This window comes from Streptomyces sp. RLA012 (genome assembly GCF_056270325.1).
This window is the reverse complement of sequence record NZ_JBWDPA010000002.1, coordinates 10,853,302-10,878,720: the sequence shown is the minus strand read 5'-3', so window position 1 is coordinate 10,878,720 and position 25,419 is coordinate 10,853,302. Positions and strand designations below refer to the sequence as shown.

The 25,419-nt window shown below is 72.0% G+C and carries 20 protein-coding genes; 13 read left to right on the top strand and 7 right to left on the bottom strand.

Annotated features, from left to right (window positions below; all coding sequences use genetic code 11):
* Positions 1-5: 5 nt before the first annotated feature.
* The 3 genes from RV986_RS49590 to RV986_RS49580 form a co-directional block, all read right to left on the bottom strand.
* Complete coding sequence (locus tag RV986_RS49590) at positions 6-1,154, bottom strand: ABC transporter substrate-binding protein (protein ID WP_475923674.1); 1,149 nt, start codon at positions 1,152-1,154, stop codon at positions 6-8.
* 246 nt (positions 1,155-1,400) lie between these two features.
* Positions 1,401-1,856: a (2Fe-2S)-binding protein gene (locus RV986_RS49585; protein WP_475923673.1), complete on the bottom strand. Its 456-nt coding sequence runs from the start codon at positions 1,854-1,856 to the stop codon at positions 1,401-1,403.
* Positions 1,857-1,866: 10 nt separating this feature from the next.
* Positions 1,867-3,966: a xanthine dehydrogenase family protein molybdopterin-binding subunit gene (locus RV986_RS49580; RefSeq protein WP_475924695.1), complete on the bottom strand. Its 2,100-nt coding sequence runs from the start codon at positions 3,964-3,966 to the stop codon at positions 1,867-1,869.
* Between the two features lie 594 nt (positions 3,967-4,560).
* On the opposite strand from RV986_RS49580, the gene RV986_RS49575 reads away from it, so the two are divergent.
* Positions 4,561-5,652, top strand: coding sequence for a M23 family metallopeptidase (locus tag RV986_RS49575; protein ID WP_475923672.1), 1,092 nt, complete (start codon positions 4,561-4,563; stop codon positions 5,650-5,652).
* Between the two features lie 17 nt (positions 5,653-5,669).
* Here RV986_RS49575 and RV986_RS49570 read toward each other — a convergent pair whose 3' ends face one another.
* Positions 5,670-6,323: a DUF6629 family protein gene (locus tag RV986_RS49570; RefSeq protein ID WP_475923671.1), complete on the bottom strand. Its 654-nt coding sequence runs from the start codon at positions 6,321-6,323 to the stop codon at positions 5,670-5,672.
* 147 nt (positions 6,324-6,470) lie between these two features.
* On the opposite strand from RV986_RS49570, the gene RV986_RS49565 reads away from it, so the two are divergent.
* Together RV986_RS49565 and RV986_RS49560 are read left to right on the top strand one after the other, a co-directional pair.
* On the top strand, positions 6,471-8,534 hold the full coding sequence (locus RV986_RS49565) for an acyltransferase (RefSeq protein WP_475923670.1): 2,064 nt from the start codon (positions 6,471-6,473) through the stop codon (positions 8,532-8,534).
* Between the two features lie 35 nt (positions 8,535-8,569).
* Complete coding sequence (locus RV986_RS49560; RefSeq protein WP_475923669.1) at positions 8,570-10,276, top strand: ATP-binding cassette domain-containing protein; 1,707 nt, start codon at positions 8,570-8,572, stop codon at positions 10,274-10,276.
* 105 nt (positions 10,277-10,381) lie between these two features.
* On the opposite strand, the gene RV986_RS49555 is transcribed toward RV986_RS49560, so the two are convergent.
* The gene (locus tag RV986_RS49555) at positions 10,382-11,914 is read right to left on the bottom strand and encodes an aminotransferase class V-fold PLP-dependent enzyme (RefSeq protein WP_475923668.1); all 1,533 of its coding nucleotides are present in this window, start codon (positions 11,912-11,914) and stop codon (positions 10,382-10,384) included.
* Positions 11,915-12,137: 223 nt separating this feature from the next.
* On the opposite strand from RV986_RS49555, the gene RV986_RS49550 reads away from it, so the two are divergent.
* Together RV986_RS49550 and RV986_RS49545 are read left to right on the top strand one after the other, a co-directional pair.
* Positions 12,138-12,302, top strand: a complete 165-nt coding sequence (locus tag RV986_RS49550) for a DUF4177 domain-containing protein (protein ID WP_475924694.1) — start codon at positions 12,138-12,140, stop codon at positions 12,300-12,302.
* Positions 12,303-12,533: 231 nt separating this feature from the next.
* The gene (locus RV986_RS49545; protein WP_475923667.1) at positions 12,534-13,337 is read left to right on the top strand and encodes a VOC family protein; all 804 of its coding nucleotides are present in this window, start codon (positions 12,534-12,536) and stop codon (positions 13,335-13,337) included.
* Between the two features lies 1 nt (position 13,338).
* Here RV986_RS49545 and RV986_RS49540 read toward each other — a convergent pair whose 3' ends face one another.
* Positions 13,339-14,334, bottom strand: coding sequence for an ArsR/SmtB family transcription factor (locus tag RV986_RS49540; RefSeq protein ID WP_475924693.1), 996 nt, complete (start codon positions 14,332-14,334; stop codon positions 13,339-13,341).
* 244 nt (positions 14,335-14,578) lie between these two features.
* Between RV986_RS49540 and RV986_RS49535 the strand changes: the two genes are divergently transcribed.
* Positions 14,579-15,844, top strand: coding sequence for an MFS transporter (locus RV986_RS49535; RefSeq protein ID WP_475923666.1), 1,266 nt, complete (start codon positions 14,579-14,581; stop codon positions 15,842-15,844).
* Here RV986_RS49535 and RV986_RS49530 read toward each other — a convergent pair.
* Entirely contained in the window at positions 15,802-16,038 is a 237-nt protein-coding gene (locus RV986_RS49530; RefSeq protein WP_475923665.1) for a DUF6296 family protein, read from the bottom strand. The genes RV986_RS49535 and RV986_RS49530 overlap by 43 nt on opposite strands.
* A 176-nt stretch (positions 16,039-16,214) precedes the next feature.
* Here RV986_RS49530 and RV986_RS49525 point away from each other — a divergent pair, with 176 nt between their 5' ends.
* The 7 genes from RV986_RS49525 to RV986_RS49495 all read left to right on the top strand — a co-directional run bounded on the left by RV986_RS49525 (position 16,215) and on the right by RV986_RS49495 (position 25,415).
* Positions 16,215-18,920 carry a SpoIIE family protein phosphatase gene (locus tag RV986_RS49525; protein ID WP_475923664.1) on the top strand — a complete coding sequence of 902 codons (2,706 nt, stop codon included), beginning with the start codon at positions 16,215-16,217 and terminating at the stop codon, positions 18,918-18,920.
* Between the two features lie 135 nt (positions 18,921-19,055).
* On the top strand, positions 19,056-19,511 hold the full coding sequence (locus RV986_RS49520; RefSeq protein WP_475923663.1) for a cyclic nucleotide-binding domain-containing protein: 456 nt from the start codon (positions 19,056-19,058) through the stop codon (positions 19,509-19,511).
* A 39-nt stretch (positions 19,512-19,550) separates the two neighbouring features.
* Entirely contained in the window at positions 19,551-20,420 is an 870-nt protein-coding gene (locus RV986_RS49515) for an N-formylglutamate amidohydrolase (protein ID WP_475923662.1), read from the top strand.
* Positions 20,421-20,519: 99 nt separating this feature from the next.
* Positions 20,520-21,815, top strand: a complete 1,296-nt coding sequence (locus RV986_RS49510; protein ID WP_475923661.1) for a DUF4032 domain-containing protein — start codon at positions 20,520-20,522, stop codon at positions 21,813-21,815.
* Positions 21,816-21,946: 131 nt separating this feature from the next.
* On the top strand, positions 21,947-23,623 hold the full coding sequence (locus tag RV986_RS49505; protein WP_475923660.1) for an NAD(P)/FAD-dependent oxidoreductase: 1,677 nt from the start codon (positions 21,947-21,949) through the stop codon (positions 23,621-23,623).
* Positions 23,620-25,068 (top strand): ATP-binding protein, encoded by a 1,449-nt coding sequence (locus RV986_RS49500; RefSeq protein WP_475923659.1) that lies wholly within the window; start codon positions 23,620-23,622, stop codon positions 25,066-25,068. The genes RV986_RS49505 and RV986_RS49500 overlap by 4 nt, the downstream gene beginning before the upstream one ends.
* Positions 25,065-25,415, top strand: a complete 351-nt coding sequence (locus RV986_RS49495) for a UBP-type zinc finger domain-containing protein (protein WP_475923658.1) — start codon at positions 25,065-25,067, stop codon at positions 25,413-25,415. Before RV986_RS49500 ends, RV986_RS49495 begins: the two co-directional genes overlap by 4 nt.
* Positions 25,416-25,419 lie beyond the last annotated feature (4 nt).

Sequence of the window (25,419 nt, the reverse complement as noted above, 5' to 3'; positions counted from 1 at the left end):
AGCGGTTACGCCCCCGGGTGCAGTCCGGGCCAACCCGGGGTGGGGTCGCCCTTGACCTCGCCGAAGTACAGGGCGAAGGTCTGCTTCCAGCGCTCGACGGCCGCGCGGTCGGCCATGAAGCGGGGGAAGCCGTCGACATGGGCGTCGGGGTACTCCCAGATCGGCTTCAGGCCGGCCGCGGGCGCGACGTCGGTCCGTACCGACCAGCCGTTGAAGGAGGCCTGCTGCTGGGCGGTGGACAGCTGCCAGTTGAGGTAGAGCTTGGCGGCCGTCGTGTTCCTGGCCTGCTTGAGGATCGCGGCCCGTTGGCCCCAGGCCATGAAGGGGTGTCCGTCGGCGACGACCCACTTCGCGGGAGAGGTGGCCGGGGAGGTCAGCGTGCCCGCCGTGCCGATGCCGATCGCCTTCTGCTTGCCGAGGACCGCGTCCCCCGGGGAGTTGCTGCCCCGGGCGAACCGCACGTCCTGCCGGGCGAGGGCGGCCACCCAGTCCCAGCCGTACTTCTGCGCGTACAGGCTGTAGAGGTAGAGGACCGCGTCGTCGTCGTGCGGGTACGACGAGGCGATCCTCCCCTTCCACTTCGGGTCGATCAGGTCGAGCGGCGTCTTCGGGGCGTCCGCGCCGGCCGCGGCGACGTCGTACAGGAAGCTGAAGCCGATCGCGCCGATGGCGACCCAGGCGCCGTGCGGGTCCTTGAAGCCTTCGTACACCTTGGAGAACCCGGCCGGCCGGTACGGCAGCAGGCGGCCCTGCTCCTTCCAGCGGGTGAAGTCCTGGAGCGTCTGCAGTTGTACGACGTCGGGGACCAGGGTGTCGGTGGCGAACTGGTTGTCGACGCGGACGTCGTGGTACTTGCTGTAGTCGACGATCAGTGTCAGGTCGATGTCGGGGAAGCGCTTGAGGAAGGCGGCCTTGGTGCCGTCCTGCTGCGTCGGGGTGTCCCCGCCGGCGTAGATGACGAGCTTGCCGCCCGCCGCCAGGGCGGCCCGGTACAACTCGTCGAGCGTCCTGGTCTCCTCGGCCCCGGCGGCCCGCCGGGGCCCGGTGGGCGAGGCAGCGGTGGCGGAGGCGGCCGCGGCACCGAACGCGCCGAGGCCGAGGGCCGCACCTGTTCCGGTGGCGAGTACACGTCGTCTGCTGAGGAATGGGGACACGCTGCGGGGCCTCTCTGACGGGGGTGAGGGCCTGGGCGCGGACTCGGCGCCATGGCCCGTGGCGATTCTTGCGCCGCCAGGAGGCCCCCCGCGTCGCCCATGCGGAGCGCACGCCGCGCCAGAGGTGGAACCCGCGTTCAACCGATCGGTTGAACGACCTCGCCCCGGCCTCGCCGCGCACGGCGCTCAGTCACCGCGCACGGCGATCAGCCGTCGGGGGCGGCGCTCAGTCGTCGGGGGCGGCGCTCAGTCGTCGGGGGCGGCTTTCTTGATCGCCTCCCGGATTCTGGAGTATGTACCGCATCGGCACACGTTTTCGATGCGGTCGATGTCGGCGTCCGTCGGCCGGGGCGTCGTCCTCAGCAGCGCCACCGCGGCCATGATCTGTCCCGGCTGGCAGAAGCCGCACTGTGCGACATCGCAGTCGAGCCAGGCCTGTTGCACGGGGTGCAGCCGGTCGCCGTCGGCCAGCCCTTCGATCGTGGTCACCTCGCGGTCTGCGCAGTCGGCGACCGGGACGACGCAGGGCTGGATCTCGGATCCGTCGAGGTGGCTGGTGCAGGCACGGCAGACTCCCACGCCACAGCCGTACTTGGGGCCGGTGACGTGCAGCATGTCGCGCAGTACCCACAGCAGCGGCATGTCGGCCGGTGCCTCGACGGTGACCGGCTTCCCGTTGAGGACGAAGGAGTAGGAGGGCATCGGCACCTTCTCAGAAGTTGATCGGAAAACGGCGGGGCCTGGTGCCGGTCGCCCGGGCGTAGGCGTTGGCGACGGCGCCCGCCGCGGCCGGGACGCCGAGTTCACCGGCCCCGCCGGGGTCGCGGTGGGAGGGCATGATGTGCGCCTCGAAGCGCAGCGGGGCGTGCCGTTGGCGGGCGTAGTGGAAGTCGGCGAAGCTGCCCTCGCGGACGGCGCCCCGGTCGATGTGCAGGCCGGCCTGCAGCACGGTGGAGATGCCGTCGACGGCGGTGCTCATGAGCTGGGCCTGAAGTCCGCGCGGGTTGACGGCCGTTCCGACGTCGGCCGCCATCACCATCCGGGTCACCCTCGGGTTCTTCGGGTCGCTGGCGTCGATCTCGGCCAGGCAGGCCACGCAGGAGTCGTACTCCTCGTGCACGGCCACGCCCTGGGCGTGGCCCGCCGGCATGGTCCGGCCCCAGTTCCCGGCGGTCGCGACCTTGTCGAGTACGGCCTTGACCGCCTGGCTCCGAAGGGTCGTTCGCCGGAACGCGACCGGGTCCTCGCCCAGGCTCCCCGCGACCTCGTCGACGACGATCTCCTCCGCCGTGCGCATCGTGCCGGAGTCCACGGACCGCCAGGCGCCGAGGGGCATCGCCAGTTCGACCGAGCCCGAGTCCCCGGACACGCGCCCGAAGTTGTACAGGCCGCTGTCGCTGGGCAGCGGTCTCGCCGGGGTGCGGGAGAGGGCGGAGGTGACGCCGCCCTGAGCGGTCACTCCCTCCTTCCCGAAGGACTCGCTCACCGAGGCCGTCATATGGGTGAAGGCCACCACTCGGCCCCCCGCGTGGCTGGCCCTGATCCGATGGTGGCTGGCCGGACGCATCCTGCCGTGCCGGATGTCGTCGGCGCGGCTCCACATCAGCTTCACCGGACGGTGTGCCGCCTTCGAGATCAGGGCCGCCTCGATCGCGGCGTCGGAGTCGAGCCGCCTTCCGAACGAGCCACCGCCCCGCATGACATGCACCCGGACCTTGGACGCCGGCAGCCCGACCGCCGAGGCGATGGTGTCGCGCGCGTCCATCGGTGTCTGGGAGGAGAACCAGAGCTCGGCCCGGTCCGCGCGTACGTCCGCCACCGCGGTCAGTACCTCCATCGGGGCATGGCTGACGAAGGCGAACTCGAACTCGCCCGTCACCTGCCGCGTTCCGAGCAGCGGGGTGCCGAGCGGCGGCACGGCGGCCCACAGCCGGGACCGGACGGCCGCGTCCGACAGCGCCGCGAGCGGGCCCGGGGCCCAGGTGATACGCAGGGCGTCCCTGGCCTTGAAGGCGTGGTGGAAGGAGTCCGCCACGACGGCGACGCCACCGGCGACCCTGACCACCGCGTGGACGCCCGGCAGGGCGCGCGCCGCCCGGTCGTCGACCGAGACGACCTTTCCGCCGAGCGTCGGCGGCCGGGCCACCACGGTCGGTTTCGCCCCGGCCGCCGTCAGGTCTCCGGCGTACTGGGCCTTGCCGGTGACGATGTCCCGCGCGTCGATCCGGGTCGTCGGCCGCCCGATCACCCGGTGCCGGGAGGCCGGCTTCGGCTCGGTGGACACCGCGGGGGCGTGGATGGTGGCGGCGCTCCTGGTCAGCGACCCGAAGGTGGCCGAGCGTCCGTCGGGGGCGATCACCCTCGTGTCCCGGGTACGCAGGGTTCGCGCGGGGACGTGCCATCTCCGGGCAGCCGCGGTCACCAGCCTGGCGCGCGCGGTGGCCGCCAGTCGACGCGCCGGTCCGTACAGCGAACTGACCGAGTTGGAACCGCCGGTGTACTGGTTTCCCCGGGTCCGGGCCTCGGCGAGCGGGATGTCGACGTCGGCGAGCCGGGCGTCCAGCTCCTCCGCGATCATCATGGCGACCGCGGTCGTGATGCCCTGGCCGACCTCGACGCGCGGCAGCCGTACGACGATCCTGTTGGCCGCGGTGACCTCCAGGACCAGCATCTCCTCGTCGGCACCGGTCACCAGGACGTCGGAGGGCGCACCGGTGCCCGCCGCGGTGGGCTCGACGCCCTCCGCCGACGACCCGTCGCAGCCGAGCGGCGCCGCGACGATCAGGGTGGACGCCGCCAGTGTGTGGACGATGAACCCGCGGCGGGACAGTGCCCGCCGTGGCACGGCGTCCCGGGACGATCCGGTGCCGGCGGCAGAGGACTCGAAGCCGTCCACCCATCACTCCGTTCGTTCGGCCGATGTGTCGACTGGTAGGAGGGGCCCACCGACTTCAGGGTTGCGCCGACCGCTTCAGGGTTGCGCCGAAGCCTGGGCGCCGGGGAGATCGACGCGCAGGAGGATCGCCACGCAGGAGGATCGCCGCGAAGTCCCCGGGGCATCGTGCGTGGGGCTCGCGGTGTGGCCCGCCCGACGCGGGTCTGCCCGAACGGGCACCTGTCCTTGCCTTTGCACCTCATGAAGTCCGGCGGACGAAACGCTAGCGTCCCTTCGTGTGCGTCCGGACGCCCCGAGAACCGCCGTCGGCGTCCGCCGGACCCGAGGACTTCACGGGCGCCGGCTCGCGATGCGGCCCTCCGGAGCCGTGGTGGAGCAGAGCCCCGTCCAGGTCCTGGCAGCACCGCTCCGCGTCCGGCCGGAGCGGGCCGGGCGGCGCACACGCTTCTTCTTCATTCCGCACCCGGTCCGCCCGGGCTCGGTGACCGCACGGCCCAGGGAGTCCTTCCGGTGAACGAGTCGTCACCCGACCAGGGGGCAGGCCGCACTCGCCGCAGCCGCCGCCCCGGTCCCTTCACGCTGCTGGCCCTGCCGGGGCTGACGGTCGCGCTGGGATTCTCCGGGTTCCTGGTCGCGACGGGCCGGTTGTCCTCCGGCTGGTCGCCGGACTCGGACGCGCGTTCGGTGACCGCGGACGGCAAGGCCACGGACCGCGTCGACGAGTCCTACGTCCCCTGGCTGCGTACGGCGGCCAAGACCTGCACCGTCCTGAAGCCGTCCGTTCTCGCGGCCCAGATCGACCAGCGTTCCGGCTGGCAGACCGACTCGGGCGCGCTCTCGGACGAGAAGGGCATCGCCGGGTTCACCGACGCGCAGTGGCGGACCTGGGGCAAGGACGAGGACGGCAACGGACGGTCCTCGCCCCGCGACCCGGTGGACGCCATCATGGCGCTCGCCCGCCAGGACTGCGCGCTCGCCAAGAAGGTCACCAGCCTCAGAACCCGTGGCACCGTCACGGGAGAGCTCCTCGACCTCACTCTCGCCGCCTACACGGTGGGCACGGACTCCGTGACTCGTGCGGGGCGTGTGCCCACCGAGGCAGGGACCTACCTCACCGAGGTCAAAGGACTGTTCGCGCGCTACGAGACGTTCGACCGGGACGAGACGGCGAACCCCGGCGGTGGGACGACGAGCGGCTTCCTGGCGGCACCGCTCAGCTCCCTGGTGGTCACCTCGCCCTTCGGTTCGCGCGAACACCCCCTCACGGGCGTGACCAAGCTGCACACGGGGGTGGACTTCGCCGCGTCGCAGGGGGTACCGGTATCCGCCGCGCGGCAGGGGCAGATCGTCTTCGCGGGACTGACCAAGGCCTACGGCAACCGCATCGTGATCGACCACGGCACCCTCGGCGGAAAGCGGCTGGAGACGACCTACAGCCACCTGTCGGCCATGGCGGTCACCACCGGCCGGAGTGTCGAAGCGGGAACCGTGATCGGGTTCGTCGGCTCGACCGGCCTGTCGACCGGCCCGCACCTGCACTTCGAGGTGCTCGTCGACGGGACCTACACCGACCCGATGCCGTGGCTCGCTCCCGGCCACTGACGGCCCGAACCGTCCGGTCACGGCCCCCGGATGCCGGTGCGGGTTCGCGGCACGTGCGCCCGGTCGCGGACCCAGCCGAACAGCGCCACCGAGAACACCGCGGCGAACGCGCACCAGGTCGACACGAACTCCAGCTCCCACAGCGCCCAGCAGATCAGCGCACCGGCGCCCATCACCGCACCGAGCAGCACGAGTCCGCGGTCGCCGGAGAGCAGCAGGGAGCCGAGGGTGGCCAGGAGGTAGCCGGTGACGAGCAGTTCAGGGTGGTCCAGCGCGACGACGTAGGCGACGGTGTGGCCGCGGATCTCGGCCCGCACCGGATGCGTCGCGAGCGCGTACGCGAGTGCCGCGGCGGTCGCGACGCCGATCGCCGTCGCAACCGCCGGGCGGGGCCGAGCCTGCCGTGGAGCCGCGCACCACACACCGGCCGGTACCCACACCGCCAGCAGAGGCAGCGCGATGACGGCCCAGGCGACGGTGGCCGGGCTCGTGCCCCCGCCGGAGTTCCAGACCACGGACTCGACGATCTGATGCGCCCCGAGGAGCAACGGCAGCGCGGCCAGCGGCAGATCGCGGGCGCGACGCACCCGGGCCACCCGGGCCACACAGGCCACTCCGACAGCGGCGATCGCGGTACCGGCTGCCAGGTCGGCCGTCGCACTCCAACACATCGCGTCGCCCTGGGGTCGGCCGTCAGGTGATTGCACGTTCCACCGTTACGGTGCATCACGCTACGGCTCCCCCGGGCCGATACCCCGCGTGGACACGACAGTCACGGGGATTGTCCGTGCAGTAAGCGCTCTCTAGACTTCCGTGCAATGGACACGGAAAACGCCTTCGAGGACGCCTATTTCGACTTCTGCCCCTGGGATTTCGTGCACCGCGCCTCGGCCGGGCAGCGCGCCGGGCAGGACGCGCGCCAGCGGCGGCTGGCGGAATCCGGCGCGCGTTTCGGACCGGACTGCTTCGTCTCCCCGACCGCCGGTGTCTTCGCCGACGTGCTGCGCCTGGGAGCGAACTCCTATGTCGCCGGACATGCCTATGTCACCGGCGAGGTGACCGCGGGCGCCGACTGCACGGTCAACCCGTACGCCACGGTACGAGGGCGGATCACCCTCGGCGACGGGGTACGGATCGGCGCGCACAGTTCGCTGCTCGGCTTCAACCACGGTTTCGCCCCCGAACTGCCGGTGCACCGGCAGCCGCTCACCAGCAAGGGCATCACCGTGGGCGACGACGTGTGGATCGGCTCGCACGTCGTCGTCCTCGACGGGGTGACGATCGGCGACCACTGCGTGGTGGGCGCGGGGACGGTGGTCACCAAGGACCTGCCGCCGTGGACAATCGCCGCGGGCAACCCGGCCCGCCCCCTGCGGGACCGCCGCGCCGGGGGTGTCGGGCGGCGAGGGGGCCCGGGGGGCCTGGATCCGGAGGACCTGAGCCCAACAGACCCGCGCCCGAAGGGCCTGGATCCGGAGGACCTGAGCCCGACGAACCCGAACCCGGAGGACCCTGACCCGGAGGGCCCGAGCCCGAACGACCTGGACCCGAAGGACCTTCGTCCGAGGAGCCTTGAACCGGAGGGCCTGAGCCCGAAGTGCCTTCATCCGAGGGGCCCCGACCCGGAGGGGCTGCATTCGGGGGGCCTGAGCCCGAAGGGCCCTGCCCCGAGGGAGCTTCGTCCGGGGGGCCTGGCCCCGAGGGATCTGGGAACGGAGGGTCTTCATCCCGAAGGCCTCGGACCGGAAGGCCTCGGACCGGAAGGCCTCGGACCAGGTGACGCTGTCGCCCGGTTTGCCGACCGGGTGCGGGCGCAGGCGGTCGATCTGCTCGCCCGCTGCTGGAACCCCCGCACCGGCCGCTACGTCGACCGGCCGGGCGCACCGGCCACCGTCCGGGCGCACTGCGACGCCGTCGAGATCGCCGATCTGCTGCTGGGCTCGGCCCCACCGCAGCTGCCGACCGCCGAACACGCCGAGCGGCTCCGGGCCTTGCAGGACCGTGGCACTGGGCTGGTGCCCGAGTTCGCCCCCGACGGCGGCCCGGGGCAGCTACCCGCTCCGGCCGAGGACGGCTGGGTCGACGACGGCACCGCCGAGTACCACGTCCTGGCCGTGGGCTACGCCCTGGACCTGCTGGGGTCCCGCTTCGATCAACCGGTGCATGTCGTACGACGTATGACGGCCGGTCAGCTCGTGTCCCGGCTGGAGTCGTTGCCGTGGCGGACGCGGGCCTGGTCGGCCGGTGCGTGGGTGGACTGCTGGGCCACCGGCGCGCATCGCAATCTGGAGCTGGGCGTCGAGGCCGGGGAGCCGGGCGCGCTGGAGGCGCTGTTCGGCTGGCTGACCACGCGGGTGGATCCGTGGACGGGGATGTGGGGCGCGGCCGAGTCGCCCGCCACGGGGCGGCTGCAGCTGGTCAACGGCTACTACCGGCTCACCCGGGGCTCCTACGCCCAGTTCGGGCTCGACGTTCCTCACCCGGAACGGGTCGTGGACACCGTACTGGCCCACGCCCGTGATCAGCGCTGGTTCGCGGCCGGCCGGGAGAACGCCTGCAATGTGCTGGACGTGGCCCATCCCCTGTGGCTCGCGGGGCGGCGGACCGGCCATCGGGCGGCCGAGGTGCGGGTGTGGGCCGAGGAGCAGCTGACGCGGGCGCTGGGGCGCTGGCGGGACGGCGCCGGTTTCGGGTTCGGTCCGGCGGGCGAGGGCGGTGCGGGACCGGGGCGGGAGCCGGGGCTGCAAGGCACCGAGATGTGGCTCGCGATCGTCTGGCTGCTGGCCGATCTGGTGGGTGTGGCGGACCGGTTGGGGTACCGGCCGCGCGGCGTCCATCGCCCGGAACCGGCCCGGTCACCGGGGTTCACGACGCCCGGATAGGCCACGCGGTGCGGCGGCCCTGGCATGCTGCACCCATGCCGACGCCCCCGCAGCCGCCCTCGCCCGCCGACGCCTCCCTCACCTCGGTCAACGGCCTTCGCATCCGGGCGCGTCGGGTGAGTCAGCACATACGCGGTGCGGGGCGCGTCCTGCACGACGTGTCCCTCGACGTCGCTCCCGGGCGGCTCACCGTGATCGCCGGGAGCAGCGGGGCGGGCAAGACGATCCTGTTGCAGACGCTCGCCGGGCTGCGCGCCCCGGGCGAAGGGACGGTCCTGCACGACGGGGCGCGGCCCGGGCCGCCGGGGCCGGAGTTCGGATTCGTACCGCAGGAGGACATCATCCACCGGGAGCTGCCACTGCGCCGGACGCTGGTGTATGCGGCGGGGCTGCGGATGCCGCCGGACACCCCGGCCGCGTCCGTCGCCGCGAGTGTGGACCGGGTCCTGGAGACTCTCGGTCTCTCCCATCGGGCGGCGACGCCCGTGCACGCGCTCAGTGGCGGGGAGCGCAAACGGGCCAGTATCGCCGCCGAGTTGCTCACCCGGCCGCGGGTGCTCCTCCTCGACGAGCCGACCTCCGGGCTCGACCCGGTGACCGGGGCCGCCCTGTTGCGGACGCTGCGCGCGCTGGCCGGGGGCGGCACCACCGTCGTGCTCACCACCCACACTCTCGCCGATCTGCTCCGCGGCGACCAGGTCGTGTTCCTCTCCCCCGGCGGCGAGGTGGCGTACGCCGGTGAGCCGGGCGCGTTGTGCGGGGCGTTCGGGGTGGGCGCGGTCGAGGAGGTGTACGAGGCGGTGGCCGACGGGGTACGCGTCGAGCGGCCCGCGGCACGGGAGGAGATCACTTCGTCCGATCTTCCCGCATCTCCCCCTCCCGCCAGGCGTGTTGGCGCCCTGCGGCAGTGGTCACTGCTCACGCGTCGCGGTACCGCCCTGCTCCTCCACCATCGGCTCTCGGTCGCCGTGCTGGCCGGTTCACCCGTGATGATCGTGGCGATGTTCGCGGTGCTGTTCCGCTCGGGTGCGTTCGATCCCGCGGCACCGGACCCGGGCTCGACCGCGATGATCATGTTCTGGATCGCGTTCGGGGCGTTCTTCTTCGGGCTGACGTACGGGCTGCTGCAGATCTGCACCGAGTTGTCCGTGCTGCGCCGGGAGTGGCTGGCCGGGCTGCGGATCGGTCCGTACGTCGCGTCGAAGCTGACCGTCATGCTGCCGGTGCTCGCGGTCGCGGACGCGCTGCTGCTGGTGGTGCTGCGGGCGCTGGACCGGCTGCCCGCGGCGGGGTGGGGCACGTACGGATCCCTGTTCGTGTCGAGCGTGCTGGCCTCGGCGGCCGCTCTCGCCCTGGGGCTGCTCGCCTCGGCCGCGGTGACGGACCCGGGGCAGGCCACGCTGATGCTGCCGCTGCTGTGCTTTCCGCAGGTGCTGTTCTCGGGTGCCTTCGTGCCGGTGCCGCGGATGACCGGTGCCGGGGAGGCGATCAGCTGGGCGATGACCAACCGGTGGGCGTTCGAGGCGCTGGGCAGCGGGGTCGGCCTGGAGTCGCTGTGGCGCGCGGGCGCCTCACCGCTGGGCCCGCCGCTGCTGGACTCGTACGGGGACTCGTTCGGCCATCCGGCGAGCCGTGGCTGGCTGATCCTGGCGGGGTTCGCGCTGCTGTTCCTGGCGGTGACATGGGTGATCCTGGTGCGCAAGTGCCGGGAGGGCGTGGTACGGAGCCGGGCCGGACGGTGAGCGCCGGGCCCCGCCCGCCCCGGCGACCACGAGCACTCTCGGCTGCCCGCCCAGGCACCCAGGGCATCCCGTAGCAACCTCCCGCGCACCCCAGGGCGCGTGCCCTCAGCACCCCACCCGGGCCGCGAGGCCCGACACCCCCGGTACCCGGTCGCGGTAGGCCCGGGTCACGAACGTCAGGAACGTCTCGATGTCCCTCGGCTGCGAGGACACGCCCAGGGAGACGCGGACGGCGCCCGCCGTCGGCATCCGCAGCACCTCCAAGTAGTCCTCCAGTGAGCGGAGTTGTCTGCTCGCCGCGGACCGCAGCCGGCCCAGCGGGAGGGCGAACGCCGCCTCGCCGGCGCCCGGGTTGCAGAAGCAGCCGGTGCGCAGCGAGATGCCGAGCGCGGCGCTGTCGCGGGTGACGATCCGTTCGTCGACGATCCGGCCGTCGGCTCCGAGCAGGTTCAGCGCGACCGTGCCGCCGCGGGCCGGCCCGGCCTGTTCGGGGCCGTAGACCCGGACCATCGGGGAGCCGTCGCTGTGCCGCAACCCCTGCAGTCCGGCGAGCAGTTGCCCGGTCAGGGCGGTGACATGGGCGTGCACCCGGTCCATGCCGAGGCGGTCGATCCACTCCAGCCCGGCGGTGACGTCCGGGATGGACAGGAAGTTCACGGTGCCGTCCTCGAAGGCCGCCTCGTCGTCCGCGAGGACGTGCCACTGCGCCTGGGCGCTGACCGCGTAGATCGTGCCGCCGGAGAACCAGGGGCGGCGCAGCTTGGCGAGTGCCTCCCGGCGGGCGATCAGGCTGCCGATGCCGGTGGGATGGCCGAAGACCTTGTACCAGCTGACCACGGTGAAGTCCGGGTGGAACCGGCCGAGGTCGAGGGTGTTCGTCGGTACGAAGGCGGCCGCGTCCAGCAGGACGTCGTAGCCGTGCTCCTGGGCCCGTGCGATCCACTCCAGCGGATACCGGACGCCGGTGAAGTTGCTCTGTGCCGGGTAGGCCAGCAGTCCGCGCGGCCCCGCGCCGCTCCGCCGACGCAGCAGACCGTGACGGCCCGGACGGCCGGGACGGCGCGGGAGACCCGAACCGCCCGGGAGGCCGGGACCGCGACCGCGTGCGGTGAGCGCCGCGCGCAGCCGTTCCTCGTCGAGCCGGAGGTCGGACCCGCTCACCGGGACGTACGCCGTCGCGGCTCCCCGGGCCCGTGCGTACTCCCGCAGTCCGTTGACCGAGTTGTGGTTGTCCAGGGACATCACCAGCCTGCTGCCGCGGGCGAACGGATATGCCTCGCCGACCAGGCGCAGGGCTCCCGTGGCATTGGGCGTGAAGATCACGGCGTACTCGGCGGGGTCGGCGTCGAAGTGCCTCAGGACCGCCCGGCGGGCCTCGGTGAGCAGGAGCCCCGAAGCACGGGAGGCCGGGCTCTCGGAGTGCGGGTTGCCGAATAACCCGCCGGTGATCCGCTCGGCGCTCCCCGTGACGAGGGAGCGTGGCGCAAGCCCGGCGCCCGTGTGGTCGAGGTAGGTGTGGCCGCCCTCGTCGAGATAGCCGAACTCGCGCGTCCGCAGGGCCGCGAAGCCGTCGGCCCAAGCATCCCCAAAGGTGTCGCCGGTGTTGCGTATGTGGCCCCCGGCCCGTGCCTCTTCCATGTGCCCCTCTCCGCCCGACCGGTCCCGTCCGCACCCCGGACCAGCCCTTTATGAACCTTCAACCAAGGTATGCGTACGAACCGGGCCCTCCCCTGTGCCGCGGCATCGAACAGTGATTGGGTGGGCCCCGGCCATGCCGGATCGACCGACTTCGCAGGAGAGCCCCGCAACCATGAGCAACCCTTACACGTACGAGTACAAGGTCGTCACCTTCCGGTAGTCGCTGATCGGCGACGCGCTGGACAGCGACAAGCTGGAGAAGGTCCTCAACAAGCACGCCGGGGACGGCTGGGCGCTCAAGGCCATCACCTCCGCCGACGTCAAGGGCCGCATAGGTCCCGGCGCGGTCGAGGGGCTGCTCCTGACGTTCGAGCGGCCGCGCGGGTAATCGCACATATGACCGCTTGCGTCCTCGTATGGTGCGCGAAACGCCGAGCCGGGGGATGCTGGATCTGATGGGACAGCGGATCCGCAGGTGCTCCTGAAGACGTCGGAGGCCTTCCGCATGCGGAAGGCCTCTCTCGGCTGGGCGGATGTCGGCGGCGTACCGCACGCCACCGATATCCCGGGGCTCCCGCGGCCGGCCGCTGCCGGCCCGTGAGGTCAGGACGGTACAGCGATGAAGAGCGACGGAACACTCGACCGTGCGGTTCTCTCCAGTCACTCGGTGTTCGGAGCCCCCTGCTGGGTCAGCCTGACCACGCACGATCTGCAGTCCGCAGAGGACTTCTACCACGCCGTACTGGGCTGGGAGTGGCACGCGGGGAAGCTGGGCGAGGATCTCTACCGGTTCGCGCGGGTCAACGGGGTGCCGGTCGCCGGTGTCTCGCCGATGTCCGCCATCGGAGTGCGGACGGCCACCTGGACCCCCTATTTCGCCGTCTCCAGCGCGGACGAGACCGTGTCCCGCAGCCAGGAGCGCGGCGGTACGACCGCGGTGGGGCCCATCTCGTTCCCGCCGGGCCGCGCGGCGCTGCTGGCCGACCGGGACGGGGCGGTCTTCGGCATCTGGGAGGGCCGGCTGGTGTCCGGCTGGGAGACGTGGCGCCACGCGGCACCGGTCTTCGTGCGGCTGCACACCCGCGACGCCTTCGACGCCGCCATCTTCTACGCCGAGGTCCTGGAGTGGGCCAGCCCGCGCCCCGGCAGCTGCGAGGTCCACTACGAGGACAACGAGGTCGTCCTGCGCAGCCGGGGCGACGTCGTGGCCCGCATCCACTCGGGCGCGGTGGGGGCCGCCCCCGACCCGACCATCAGGCCGCACTGGCAGATCCACTTCACCGTCGAGGACGTGGAGGCCTGCGCCCGCGCCGCGCGCGCCCACGGGGGCACCGCCCACCAGCAGGGCCTCGGCTCGACGGAAGCGATCCTGATCGATCCCGACGGGGCGCACTTCACCGTGACCTCCAAGGGCGCCGCCTGACTCATCGGGCCCCGGCCGCCAGCGCGTCCCCCAGCGCCGTGCGCTCGTAGAGGACGTAGTGGCCCCGACGGTACGACACCAGCAGTCCCGCCTCGCGCAGCACCGTCAGATGGGCCGAGACCGACGAAGGGGCCAGCCCGTGGCGGTCCGCCAGGGTCGTGGTCGAGGCGGGGCCGTCGAGACCGGCGAGGACGGCGGCACGGTGGTGTCCGAGCAGCCGGGCCAGGGCCGTGGGCGCCTCGTCCGGTGCGGCCCCGGCCGGCGGGCCGCCCGTGCCGGGGGCCGGATAGATCACCGTCGGCTGCCAGGGCCGGGCGAAGCCGCTCACCACGTCCGGCCGCACGAAGACGCTGGGCATCAGCAGCACCCCACGCCCGTCGGCGCCCTGGGCGGCCTCGTGGGCGGCGTACATGCCCAGGGTGAGTGTGTCGTCCGTCCACGCGATCTCCGGGTGCAGGTCGGCGAAGAGCGCTTCGAGGCCGCCGTCCGCCAACTGCCGTGAGCGATACGCGATATCGGCCTCCAGCAGGGCCTGGTGACGGGGCCAGTCCGGGGCGAGCAGCGCCTGCCAGGCCCGCTCGGTGAGGTCGGCGAGGCGTCGCACGACGGCTGCGGGGTCGTCCAACGCCGCACGGCCGTAGGGCGATTCGGCCGCGCCGGGTGTGCAGGCGAGCGAACGCGCCAGCTCCGTACGGGCCATGGCGGGGTCGGTGGCGCGCATCCGGGCCAGTTCCTCCTCGAAGGAGGCGTTCGGCTCCCGCGGTGGCGGTCCCAGGAAGTCCGGGGTGTAGCCGCCCTTGCGGGGGATGAACAGCCACAGCTCCGACAGGTCCAGGGCCGCCACGGTGTCGCGCACCCGCCGCAGCCAGTCCCGGTGGAAGGCGTGCCGGGCCGGACGCCGCAGCATGCGCAGCGCCTCGTGCGTCTGGCAGAGCGGGGACACCGCGAAACGGCAGCGCGTCAGGTCGTCGGTGCCGAGGTGCAGGGTCAGCGGCAAGACGGCCTCCGGTGAGCCGTCGACGGGGCTCACGGGACCTGGTGAGGGATTCGGCTCCAGCCGAAAGAGTAGTGGGCCGCGTGAGGACCCCGCACGCTTGCCCGTGGCCGCGTCCGGTCACTCCCCCCGGCCGCCCTCGGCCGACTCCCTCGACTCCCGCTCGACTCCCGCTCGACTCCCCTTCGGCATCACCTCAACGACACCTCGACAGCACCTCGACAACGCCTCGGAGAAAGGCTCGTGGATGGCGAGCGTAGGTCCCACCGCCTGGCGCAGAGCCGCCGTCGTCGCCGCGATCATGCTGGCGGCCTTCACCTTCAACACCACGGAGAATCTCCCCGTCGGACTGCTCCCGCTCATGGCGGACGACCTGCGGGTGTCCCTCACGTCCGTGGGACTGCTGGTCACCGGCTACGGCCTGACGGTGGCCGTCGTCTCGCTGCCGGTCGCCCACGCCACCCGATCGATCCCGCGCCGCCATCTGCTGTCCGGGCTGCTGGGGCTGCTCGTGCTGGCCAGCTGGGTATCGGCGCTGGGGTTCGTCTCGTACGGCTCCCTGCTGGCTGCACGGGTCGCGACCGCGCTGGCCCAGGCGCTGTTCTGGGCGGTGATGGGCCCCGTCGCCGTGGGGCTGTTCCCGCCCGAGCGGCGCGGGCGGGTCATGGGGCTGCTGTCCGTCGGGGGCTCGCTCGCCACGGTGCTCGGGGTTCCGGCAGGTACCTGGCTGGGGGCGCACAGCGGCTGGCGTGCGCCCTTCGTGGTGCTGGGCGCGCTCGGCCTCGTCTCGCTCGTCGCCATCGCCGTCCTGCTGCCGACGTCACGTCCCGGGGAGGGGCACGCCGCGTTCGGGGCCACTCCCGACGTCCGCCGCTTCACCGTCGTGCTGGCGACCACCACGCTGTCCGTGACCGGAGCCTTCGCGGGGTTCACGTACATCGTCGCCTTCCTCGACCGGGTGAGCGGCTTCTCCGAGGACTCGGTGAGTGTCCTGCTCATGGTGTTCGGGCTGGCGGGAATCGTGGGCGTCTCGACGGCCGGCCCCCTTCTCGACCGCTTCCCTCGCGCGACCCTGACGGTTCCCGTGGCGACCCAGGCGGCGGCGCTGCTCGGTCTGTACCTGGGCGGCGGCAGCCAAGTGGCGACCGTCGCCCTGCTGATGCTCCTGGGCGCGTCCGTGGGCCCCGTTTTCATGGCCACGCAGAGTCAGGTCCTCCAAGTCGCTCCCGGGCGCACGGAACTGGCCATGGCGGCGAACTCGGCCGCCTTCAACGCGGGCGTCGCGGCGGGCGCACTGACCGGCGGCGCGCTGCTCTCCGCAGTCGGGGTGCGCGGCACGTTCCTGGTGGGCGGCGTGCTCACCCTCGGCGCCCTGGCGGTCCTGATCCGGCCCGTGCCCTCCGTACCCGGCCCGTCGCGGTCCCAGTCGGGCGGGCGGGCCGGGGGTGAGGCCGGTGATGGGGCCGGTGGTCAGGGGAGCGGTTCGGCGGTGGGCACCATCGGCGACTGGTAACCACCGCTGGCGAGCATCCGTACCTCCCCCGCCGAGCTGATCTCGGCACGGAGGATGCCGGTGGGGTCGGCGTACACCGGGTTGCCGCCCGGCCCGAGGCTGTCGGTCCGTTCGACCACCACCTCGTCGGTGATGACGCCGACACCTGATTCCTGATGAGTGAAGGTCAACCGGTAACGGTCCTGAGTCTGCATGACAACCTCCCGCGCCCGAGACAGTGCCAGAGATACAAATGCGGGCAAAACCAATTCTTCTCCATGATGCGACCAGATCGGTCCGGCAGCAGCACGCGCCGGCGAGGGGGCGGGCGCCATGTCACCACACGTGGTGCCTCTCGCCTCGCGGCGCCGGGCAGTGTAGACATGGGCACATGGTCCGACGATTGGGTCGATCCCGGGCCCCGTCGGCCCCTTCCCCCGACGGTCCGCGCGCAGGGCGCACACGCGCCGCGGGACTGCGGTCGGCGCTGAGCGGACGCAGTGTCGCGGGCCAGGTCTTCATGCTGCAAGTGGTGATCGTGCTGCTCCTGGTCGTCTCCGCGGTGGTGGCGCTGGTGCTGCAGGTACGGCACGACAGCACACAGGAGGCCCGCAACCGCTCGCTCGCCGTCGCCGAGACCTTCGCCAACTCGCCCGGCATCCGTGAGGCACTGCGCAGCGCCCACCCCACGGCCGTGCTGCAGCCGCGGGCCGAGGCCGCCCGTAAGGCCTCCCAGGTGGACTTCATCGTGGTGTTGAACACCGACGGGATCCGCTACACCCACCCCAAACTCGACCGGGTCGGCAAGAAGTTCGTCGGGAACATCGCTCCCGTCCTGGCCGGCCACTCCCTCATCGAGGAGGTCAACGGAACCATAGGGCCGCTGGTGCAGGCCACGGTTCCCGTGCGGGCGACCGACGGCAAGGTCGTGGGCATGGTGTCGGCCGGTATCACCACCGCCAAGGTGGGTGGTGTCGCGAACCGGCAGCTGCCCCTCCTGCTGACCACGGCCGGCGCCGCGCTCGCCCTGGCCACGGGGGGTACGGCACTCGTGAGCCGACGGCTGCTGCGCCAGACCCGTGGCCTGGGCCCGTACGAGATGACCCGCATGTACGAGCACCACGACGCGGTGCTGCACGCCGTCCGGGAGGGAGTGATCATCGCCGGTGGCGAGGGACGGCTGCTCCTCGCGAACGACGAGGCGCACCGCCTGCTCGATCTGCCCGCCGACGCCGAGGGGCGGCACGTCCTGGAACTGGGGCTCGACACGGACACCGCCGAACTGCTGGCGTCGGGACGCGTCGCCACGGACGAGGTGCACCTGGTCGGGGACCGGCTGCTGGCCATCAACCAGCGGCCCACGGACCTGCAGGGCGGCCCGCCCGGCAGCGTCGCGACGCTCCGTGACTCGACCGAGCTGCGCGCGCTCTCCGGCCGGGCCGACGTGGCACGGGAACGCCTCAAACTGCTGTACGACACCGGGGTGGGCGTCGGCACCAGCCTGGACGTGACCCGCACCGCCGAGGCGCTGGCGGAGGTGGCCGTCCCACGTTTCGCCGACTTCGCCACCGTGGACCTGGCCGACGCCGTTCTGAGCGGGGACGAACCGGAAACGGTCACCGAACTGCGCCGTACGGCGTGCAGCGGCATCCGCAAGAACTCCCCTCTCTACCCGGTGGGAGAGAAGATCCGCTTCGTCGCCTCCTCACCGCAGGCCCGGAGCCTGCGCACGGGCGAGGCGGTCGTGGAGCCCGAGCTCGAAGCGGCCCCCGGCTGGCTCGCGCAGGATCTGGAGCGCACGGCGCAGGTCGTGGAGTACGGGATCCACTCGCTGATCACCGTGCCGCTGCGGGTGGGCCCCCTGGTGATGGGTGTGGTCAACTTCTGGCGCTCGGAGAAGCCCGAGCCCTTCGACGAGGAGGAGGTGGCCCTGGCCGAGGAACTGGTCGCCCGGGCCGCCGTCTCCATCGACAACGCGCGCCGCTACACGCGCGAACACACCATGGCCGTGACGCTGCAGCGCAGTCTGCTGCCGCGCAGCCTGCCCGAGCAGAGCGCCCTGGACATCGCCTACCACTACCTTCCGGCCCAGGCGGGGGTGGGCGGGGACTGGTTCGACGTGCTGCCGTTGTCCGGGGCCCGGGTCGCCGTCGTCGTGGGCGATGTCGTGGGGCACGGGCTGCACGCCGCGGCCACCATGGGACGGCTGCGGACCGCCGTGCACAACTTCTCCGCCCTGGACCTGCCGCCCGACGAGATCCTCGGGCTCCTCGACGAGCTGGTGGGCCGTATCGACCAGGACGAGGCGGCCACGGACCACAGCGCCGCGATCACCGGCGCCACCTGCCTGTACGCCGTCTACGACCCGACCGACCGGCTGTGCACCGTCGCCCGGGCCGGCCATCCGCCGCCGGCACTGGTCCGACCCGACGGCAGCGTCGAGTTCCCCGAGGTGCCCGCCGGTCCGCCGCTGGGGCTCGGGGGCCTTCCGTTCGAGACGGCCGAACTCAAGCTGGAGGAGGGCAGCCGTCTCGTTCTCTACACGGACGGGCTGGTCGAGGACCGGGAACGGGACATCGACGAAGGGCTCGAACTGCTGCGTAGCGCCCTCGCCGGGGCCGACGGGTCACCGGAGGACACCTGCCGGGCCGTGCTCGACGCCCTGCTTCCGGCCCGGCCGAGCGACGACATCGCCCTGATCGTCGCGCGCACCCGCGCCCTCGATGCCGAGCACATCGCCGAGTGGCAGGTGCCCTCCGAGCCCGCGGCCGTCGGGGAGGTGCGCGCCTCGGTCGCCCGGCAGCTGGCCGCATGGGGGCTCGACGACATGGCGTTCGCCACCGAGCTGATCCTCAGCGAGCTGGTCACCAACGCGATCCGGTACGGCGGTGGCTCCATCCACGTCCGTGTGCTGCGCGACCGCAGCCTGATCTGCGAGGTCTCCGACAACAGCAGCACCTCGCCCCATCTGCGGTACGCGACCACCACGGACGAGGGCGGACGCGGTCTGTTCCTCGTCGCCCAGCTCGCGGAGCGCTGGGGCACCCGGTACACCCAGGCCGGCAAGGTCATCTGGGCCGAACAGCCCCTGCCCTGAGGGGCGCCCGGACGAATCTCGCCCCCGGCGCGACGAATCCCGTGGTTCCCGGTCCAATGGAGGGTGACGGGATACACCGGTACGACATGCGCCGTCGGACCTCCGGGGGCTGTGGCGGCGCGATGGAGGTCCGCGATGCCCAGTGCTCTCCGGCTGCTGCCCGCCCTCTCCCCCGACCACCGTCAACGGCTGATGGCCCTGGCCCGGGAGGTCTCCTTCCCGGCGGACGGAAAGATCTTCGAAGCAGGGGGAACCGCGGACCGGTTCTGGGTGGTCCGCTCGGGAACGGTCTCCCTGTACCAGCGGGTCGTCGGGGAGCGACGCATCTCCGTCGCGACACTGGGGCCCGGCGATCTGCTCGGCTGGTCGTGGCTGTTCCCTCCGCACCAGTGGGACTTCGGCGCCGAGGCCTTCAGCCCCGTACGCGCGTATGAATTCGATGCCGTGGAGGTACTCAGGCTCTGTGCCCAGGATCCGGCGCTGGAACTGGCGATGACGCGCACGATCGCCGCAATCCTCGCGCACCGGCTGGAAACGACTCGCGCGGCCCTGATCGAGCACTACGCGCGCCACGGCGGCGGCATCCGCTGACGGGTGCGGGCGGGAGCCGGTCCGCGATAGGAATCTCGCGTGAACCACACCGCTGACTCCCGCGAGGCCGCCCCCTCCGACGGGACCCCCGGCTCCTTCGAGCTCCTCCCCGGCGCCCACGACTCTCCCGTCATCCTGCACGTCCCGCACTCCTCCCGGCGCATACCGGCGCCGGTGCGCGCCGGCATCGCCCTCGACGACGCCTCGCTGGCGAGCGAGCTGGACCACATCACGGACGCGCACACCGCCGAGCTGGCCGCGGCCGCGGCGCGGGCGGCCGGGGTCACCCCGTGGCGGTTCGTGAACCGGCTGTCCCGGCTGGTGGTCGACCCCGAGCGCTTTCCGGACGAGCGGGAGGAGATGCTGTCCGTCGGGATGGGCGCGGTCTACACACGCACGACGCACCGTGCACCGCTGCGGCCGCCGGACCTCGACCCCCGGCCGCTGATCGACCGCTACTTCCACCCGTACGCGCAGGCCATGACGGCGGCCGTGGCCGACCGGCTCGCCGTCGCCGGACGGGCCGTGGTCGTCGACGTCCATTCGTATCCGACGGCCCGGCTGCCGTACGAGCTGCACGGGGACGGCCCGCGGCCGCCGATCTGTCTGGGCACCGACGCCTTCCACACCCCTCCGGGGCTCGTCGCCCTCGCGGAGAAAGCGTTCAGGGAGAAAGCATTCGAGGAGAAAGCATTTGAGGAGAAAGGGTTCGGGGAGGTCGGCATCGACAGCCCGTTCTCCGGCGCCTACGTACCCCTGCGCTTCCACGGCGAGGACCCGCGGGTCACGGCCCTGATGGTGGAGATCCGGCGGGACACGTACATGACCGAGCCGGGCGGCCCGGCGGGCCCGGGGCTCGCGCGCCTCGCCCTCGCGCTGGCGACCCTGGTCGATGCCGTGTCGAGGTAGCCGTGCGGTGCGCCGCCCGTCGCGTCTTCCGCCTCACGGATCGTTCATAGATGCTGGAGCCAGATACACGTTCGACCCCGAGGTGAGGGCAGCCCGTCGATGGCTTTGCAGATCAGCGCCACCAACCCGGAGCATCCCGCGCTCCTGCTCGAACTGCCCTGGCGGCTCCCGCTGGAGGAGTGGCCCGAGCACTACCTGGTCCCGCTGCCGCGCGGCATCTCCCGGCACGTGGTGCGCTACGCACGCGCCGGGACCGAGGTCGTGGCGGTCAAGGAGCTCGCCGAGCGGCCCGCCCTGCGCGAGTACGAGCTGCTGCGCAGCCTGGACCGGCTGTCCATACCGGCGGTCGACCCGCTCGCCGTGGTCACCGGGCGCACCGACAGCGAGGGCGAGCCGCTGGAGCCCGTCCTCATCACCCGGCACCTGGGCGGCTCGATGCCGTACCGGTCGATGTTCGAGACCACCATGCGGCCCGCCACCATGCACCGGCTGATGGACGCGCTGGCGGTGCTGCTGGTGCGACTGCACCTGGCGGGGTTCGCGTGGGGCGACTGCTCGCTGTCCAACACGCTGTTCCGGCGCGATGCCGGGGCGTACGCGGCGTATCTCGTGGACGCCGAGACCGGGGAGCTGCACCCCCGGCTGAGCAGTGGGCAGCGGGACTACGACCTCGATCTCGCCCGCGTCAACATCAGCGGGGAGCTGCTGGACCTGGAGGCTGCGGGGGCCCTGCACCCCTCGGTCGACCCGATCGACTTCGGCATGGAGATCGTCGCGCGCTACCAGGGCCTGTGGGAGGAGCTGACCCGCACGTCCGTGTACCCGGCGGGCAAGCACCACTACATCGACCGCCGTATCCGCCGCCTCAACGACCTCGGCTTCGACGTCGCCGAGATGCAGATAGAGCACTCTCCGAACGGGGACACCGTCACCTTCGTGCCCAAGGTCGTCGACGCGGGCCACCATCAGCGCCAGCTGCTGCGGCTGACCGGGCTGGACACCGAGGAGAACCAGGCGCGCCGGCTCCTGAACGACCTGGAGAGCTGGATGGCCACCCAGGACGACTACGCGCCCGGCGACCCTCCCCCAAGCTCTCGGCCTCGCGCGAGCAGGGGGTACCGGTACCCCCATGCCGCCCGTCCGGAGGTCCTCGCCCACCGCTGGGTGCGGGACGTGTTCCGGCCGACCGTCCGGGCCGTGCCGCCGGACCTGCGCGGCTCCATGGACGCGGCCGAGATCTACCACGAGCTCCTCGAACACCGCTGGTACCTGTCCGAGCACGCCCAGCACGACATCGGTCTGGACACGGCCGTCGAGGACTACGTCACCAACATCCTCCCCAAGATGCGGGAGTCCCTGCTGCCACCGGAGCAGGCCCCTGTACGGCCCGTGTGAGAGGCGGGCCGGAGCAGTTCGAGAGCGAAGGTGCCCGTTCATACATACGATTGGGCGTGTACCGGCCGTGCGGCGTCGCCCGGCGTACCTGGCGGCCGGGACGACACTGACCATCTCGGGGTGGGAGACGTATGGCACAGGCCGCCGGTTCAGCGCGGACCGTCATTCTGACCGTGGATGACGATCCCGGGGTGTCGCGCGCCGTGGCGCGTGACCTCAGGCGCCGCTACGGCGAGTCGCACCGGATCGTGCGCGCGGAGTCCGGGGAGACCGCGCTGGACGCGCTCAGGGAGCTGAAGCTGCGCGGTGACCAGGTGGCGGTGATCCTGGCCGACTACCGGATGCCGCAGATGAACGGCATCGAGTTCCTGGAGCAGGCGCTCGACGTCTACCCGGGCGCGCGCCGGGTGCTGCTGACCGCCTACGCGGACACGAACGCGGCGATCGACGCGATCAACGTGATCGATCTGGACCACTATCTGCTCAAGCCGTGGGATCCGCCGGAGGAGAAGCTCTACCCGGTCCTCGACGATCTCCTGGACGCCTGGCGGGCCAGCGACTACCGGCCGGTGGCGACCTGCAAGGTGGTCGGGCACCGCTGGTCGGCGCGCTCCTCGGACGTACGGGAGTTCCTGGCCCGTAACCAGGTGCCGTACCGCTGGTACTCGTCGGACACCCCGGAGGGGCAGCGGCTGCTGTCCGCGGCCGGTCAGGACGGGGAACGGCTGCCCTTGGTGATCACGCCGGACGGGACGCCGCTCGTCGAGCCCGACGACCCGGATCTCGCGGCGCAGGTGGGGCTCGCCACCACGCCGACGGCGGAGTTCTACGACCTCGTCGTCATCGGCGGCGGTCCGGCCGGGCTCGGGTCGGCCGTGTACGGCGCCTCGGAGGGGTTGCGGACGGTGCTGGTCGAGCGGTCGGCGACCGGCGGGCAGGCCGGGCAGAGCTCGCGCATCGAGAACTACCTCGGCTTCCCGGACGGGGTGTCCGGGGGCCAGCTCACCGACCGGGCGCGGCGGCAGGCGGCGAAGTTCGGCGCCGAGATCCTGACCGCGCGGGAGGTGACCGGACTTGAGGTCACCGGAGCGTCCCGCACCATCCGTTTCTCGGACGGCTCGGCGATCTCCGCGCACGCGGTGATCCTGGCGACCGGTGTCTCGTACCGGCAGTTGAACGCGCCCGGCCTGGCGGATCTGACGGGGTGCGGGGTCTTCTACGGTTCGGCGCTGACCGAGGCGGCCGCGTGCCAGGGCCACGACGTGTACATCGTGGGCGGGGCGAACTCGGCCGGGCAGGCCGCCATGTATCTGTCCCGGGGCGCCAAGTCGGTCACCCTCCTCGTCCGCGGCCCCTCACTGACCGCCTCGATGTCGCACTATCTGATCCAGCAGATCGAGGAAGCGCCCAACATCATGGTGCGCACCCGCACGGTCGTCGACGCGGCGCACGGCACCGACCATCTGGAGCAGCTCACCCTGCGGGACGTGACGAGCGGGCACACCGAACTCGTCGACGCGCAGTGGATGTTCGTGTTCATCGGCGCGGCCCCGCTCACCGACTGGCTGGAGGGGACGGTGCTCCGGGACGAGCGCGGATTCATCCCGGCGGGCCCCGACATGACCGTCGACGGGCAGCCGCCCAAGGGCTGGGAACTGGACCGGCCGCCGTACCACCTGGAGACCAATGTTCCCGGCGTGTTCGTGGCCGGGGACGCACGTGCCGAGTCCGCGAAGCGGGTCGCTTCCGCGGTCGGAGAGGGAGCCATGGCCGTCATGCTCGTCCACCGTTATCTGGAGCAGTCGTGAGCGGGCGGCCGATGCCGTGCGACAGGGCGGAACTCGGGACGCTGTTCCTGTTCGAGAAGCTGGACACGGACCAGTTGGAGCGGCTGTGCCGGGAAGGCCGGGTGGAGAAGTTCGATCCCGGTCCCGTCTACACCGAGGGCGATCCGGCGACCTGCTTCTTCGTACTCCTCGAAGGCACCCTCGTGATGTCGCGCCGGGTCGGCGGCGACGACGTGGAGACCATCCGTAACTCCCAGCGCGGGGTGTACGCGGGGGCCACCCAGGCCTATGTGAGCGGGCCGGATCAGGCGCGCTACAAGGGCTCGCTGCGCGTCACGGTGCCCTCCCGGTTCTTCATCCTGCCTGCCGAGACCTTCTCCTCGATCATGCGGGACTGGTTCCCCATGGCCGTGCATCTGCTGGAAGGGCTGTTCTACGGCTCCCAGAACACCCAGCGGGCCATCGGGCAGCGCGAACGACTGCTGGCGCTCGGTTCGCTGTCGGCCGGGCTGACGCACGAGCTCAACAACCCGGCCGCGGCGGCGGTGCGCGCCACGTCCGCGCTGCGGGACCGGGTGGCCCACATGCGGCAGAAGCTCGGCGTGATCGCGGCGGGACCGTACGCGCGCGACACCCTGGAGACGCTCGTCGAGATCCAGGAGCGGACCGCCGAGCAGGTCGCCAAGGCCACGCCGCTGAGCCCGTTGGAGGCCTCCGACCGGGAGGACGCGCTCGCCGACTGGCTCGACGACCACGACATCGCGGGCGGCTGGCAGCTCGCGCCGACCTTCGTGCAGGCGGGGCTCGACACGGACTGGCTGGACCAGGTCGCGGCGGCCGTGGACGAGGAGACGCTCCAGGGCGCCGTCCACTGGCTGAACTACACCGTGGAGACCGAGCTCCTCATGAACGAGATCGAGGACTCCACGACCCGTATCTCGCACCTGGTGGGCGCGGCCAAGCAGTATTCGCAGCTCGACCGCGCGCCGTACCAGGTCGCCGATGTGCACGAACTCCTCGACAGCACACTGATGATGCTGTCCGGGAAGATGGGGCCCGGCATCAGGGTCATCAAGGAGTACGACCGTACGCTGCCGAAGATTCCCGCCTACCCGGGCGAGTTGAACCAGGTGTGGACGAACCTCATCGACAACGCCGTCTCGGCGATGGGCGGCGAGGGAGAGCTGACCGTGCGCACCGCGCTCGACCGGGAGCAGTTGCTCGTGGAGTTCCGTGACACCGGTCCCGGGGTCCCGGACGAGATCCGCGACCGGATCTTCGACCCGTTCTTCACCACCAAGCCGGTGGGTGAGGGCACCGGGCTCGGTCTGGACATCTCCTTCCGCATCGTCGTCAACAAGCACCACGGGAGTCTGCAGGTGCAGTCCGTCCCGGGTGACACCCGGTTCCAGGTCCGTCTGCCGCTGACCGCCGCGGACACCGAAACACCCGAGGAGTCCTCATGAGCCTGCCCGCCGGAATCGACCCGAGCATCCCGCCGAGCGGTACGGGATGCGCCGAGTGCGACGCCGTCGACGGCTGGTGGTTCCATCTGCGGCGCTGTGCGCAGTGCGGCAACATCGGCTGTTGCGACGACTCCCCGGCCAAGCACGCGACCGCGCACGCGCAGAGCACCGGCCATCCCTTCATCCGCAGTTTCGAGCCCGGCGAGGCCTGGTTCTGGAACTTCGAGACGTCCGAGATGTACGAGTCGGGCCCGGAGCTCGCTCCCCCGCTCAGCCACCCCGCGGACCAGCCCGTTCCCGGCCCCGCGGGGCGCGTCCCCGCGAACTGGGCGGACACCTTGCGCTGACTGA

Coding starts and splice junctions, on each gene's coding strand:
- RV986_RS49585 (WP_475923673.1), bottom strand. CDS start 1,856: ATGCCCTCCTACTCCTTCGTCCTCAACGGGAAGCCGGTCACCGTCGAG.
- RV986_RS49570 (WP_475923671.1), bottom strand. CDS start 6,323: ATGTGTTGGAGTGCGACGGCCGACCTGGCAGCCGGTACCGCGATCGCC.
- RV986_RS49565 (WP_475923670.1), top strand. CDS start 6,471: ATGGACACGGAAAACGCCTTCGAGGACGCCTATTTCGACTTCTGCCCC.
- RV986_RS49560 (WP_475923669.1), top strand. CDS start 8,570: ATGCCGACGCCCCCGCAGCCGCCCTCGCCCGCCGACGCCTCCCTCACC.
- RV986_RS49555 (WP_475923668.1), bottom strand. CDS start 11,914: ATGGAAGAGGCACGGGCCGGGGGCCACATACGCAACACCGGCGACACC.
- RV986_RS49545 (WP_475923667.1), top strand. CDS start 12,534: ATGAAGAGCGACGGAACACTCGACCGTGCGGTTCTCTCCAGTCACTCG.
- RV986_RS49535 (WP_475923666.1), top strand. CDS start 14,579: ATGGCGAGCGTAGGTCCCACCGCCTGGCGCAGAGCCGCCGTCGTCGCC.
- RV986_RS49530 (WP_475923665.1), bottom strand. CDS start 16,038: ATGCAGACTCAGGACCGTTACCGGTTGACCTTCACTCATCAGGAATCA.
- RV986_RS49525 (WP_475923664.1), top strand. CDS start 16,215: ATGGTCCGACGATTGGGTCGATCCCGGGCCCCGTCGGCCCCTTCCCCC.
- RV986_RS49520 (WP_475923663.1), top strand. CDS start 19,056: ATGCCCAGTGCTCTCCGGCTGCTGCCCGCCCTCTCCCCCGACCACCGT.
- RV986_RS49510 (WP_475923661.1), top strand. CDS start 20,520: ATGGCTTTGCAGATCAGCGCCACCAACCCGGAGCATCCCGCGCTCCTG.
- RV986_RS49505 (WP_475923660.1), top strand. CDS start 21,947: ATGGCACAGGCCGCCGGTTCAGCGCGGACCGTCATTCTGACCGTGGAT.
- RV986_RS49495 (WP_475923658.1), top strand. CDS start 25,065: ATGAGCCTGCCCGCCGGAATCGACCCGAGCATCCCGCCGAGCGGTACG.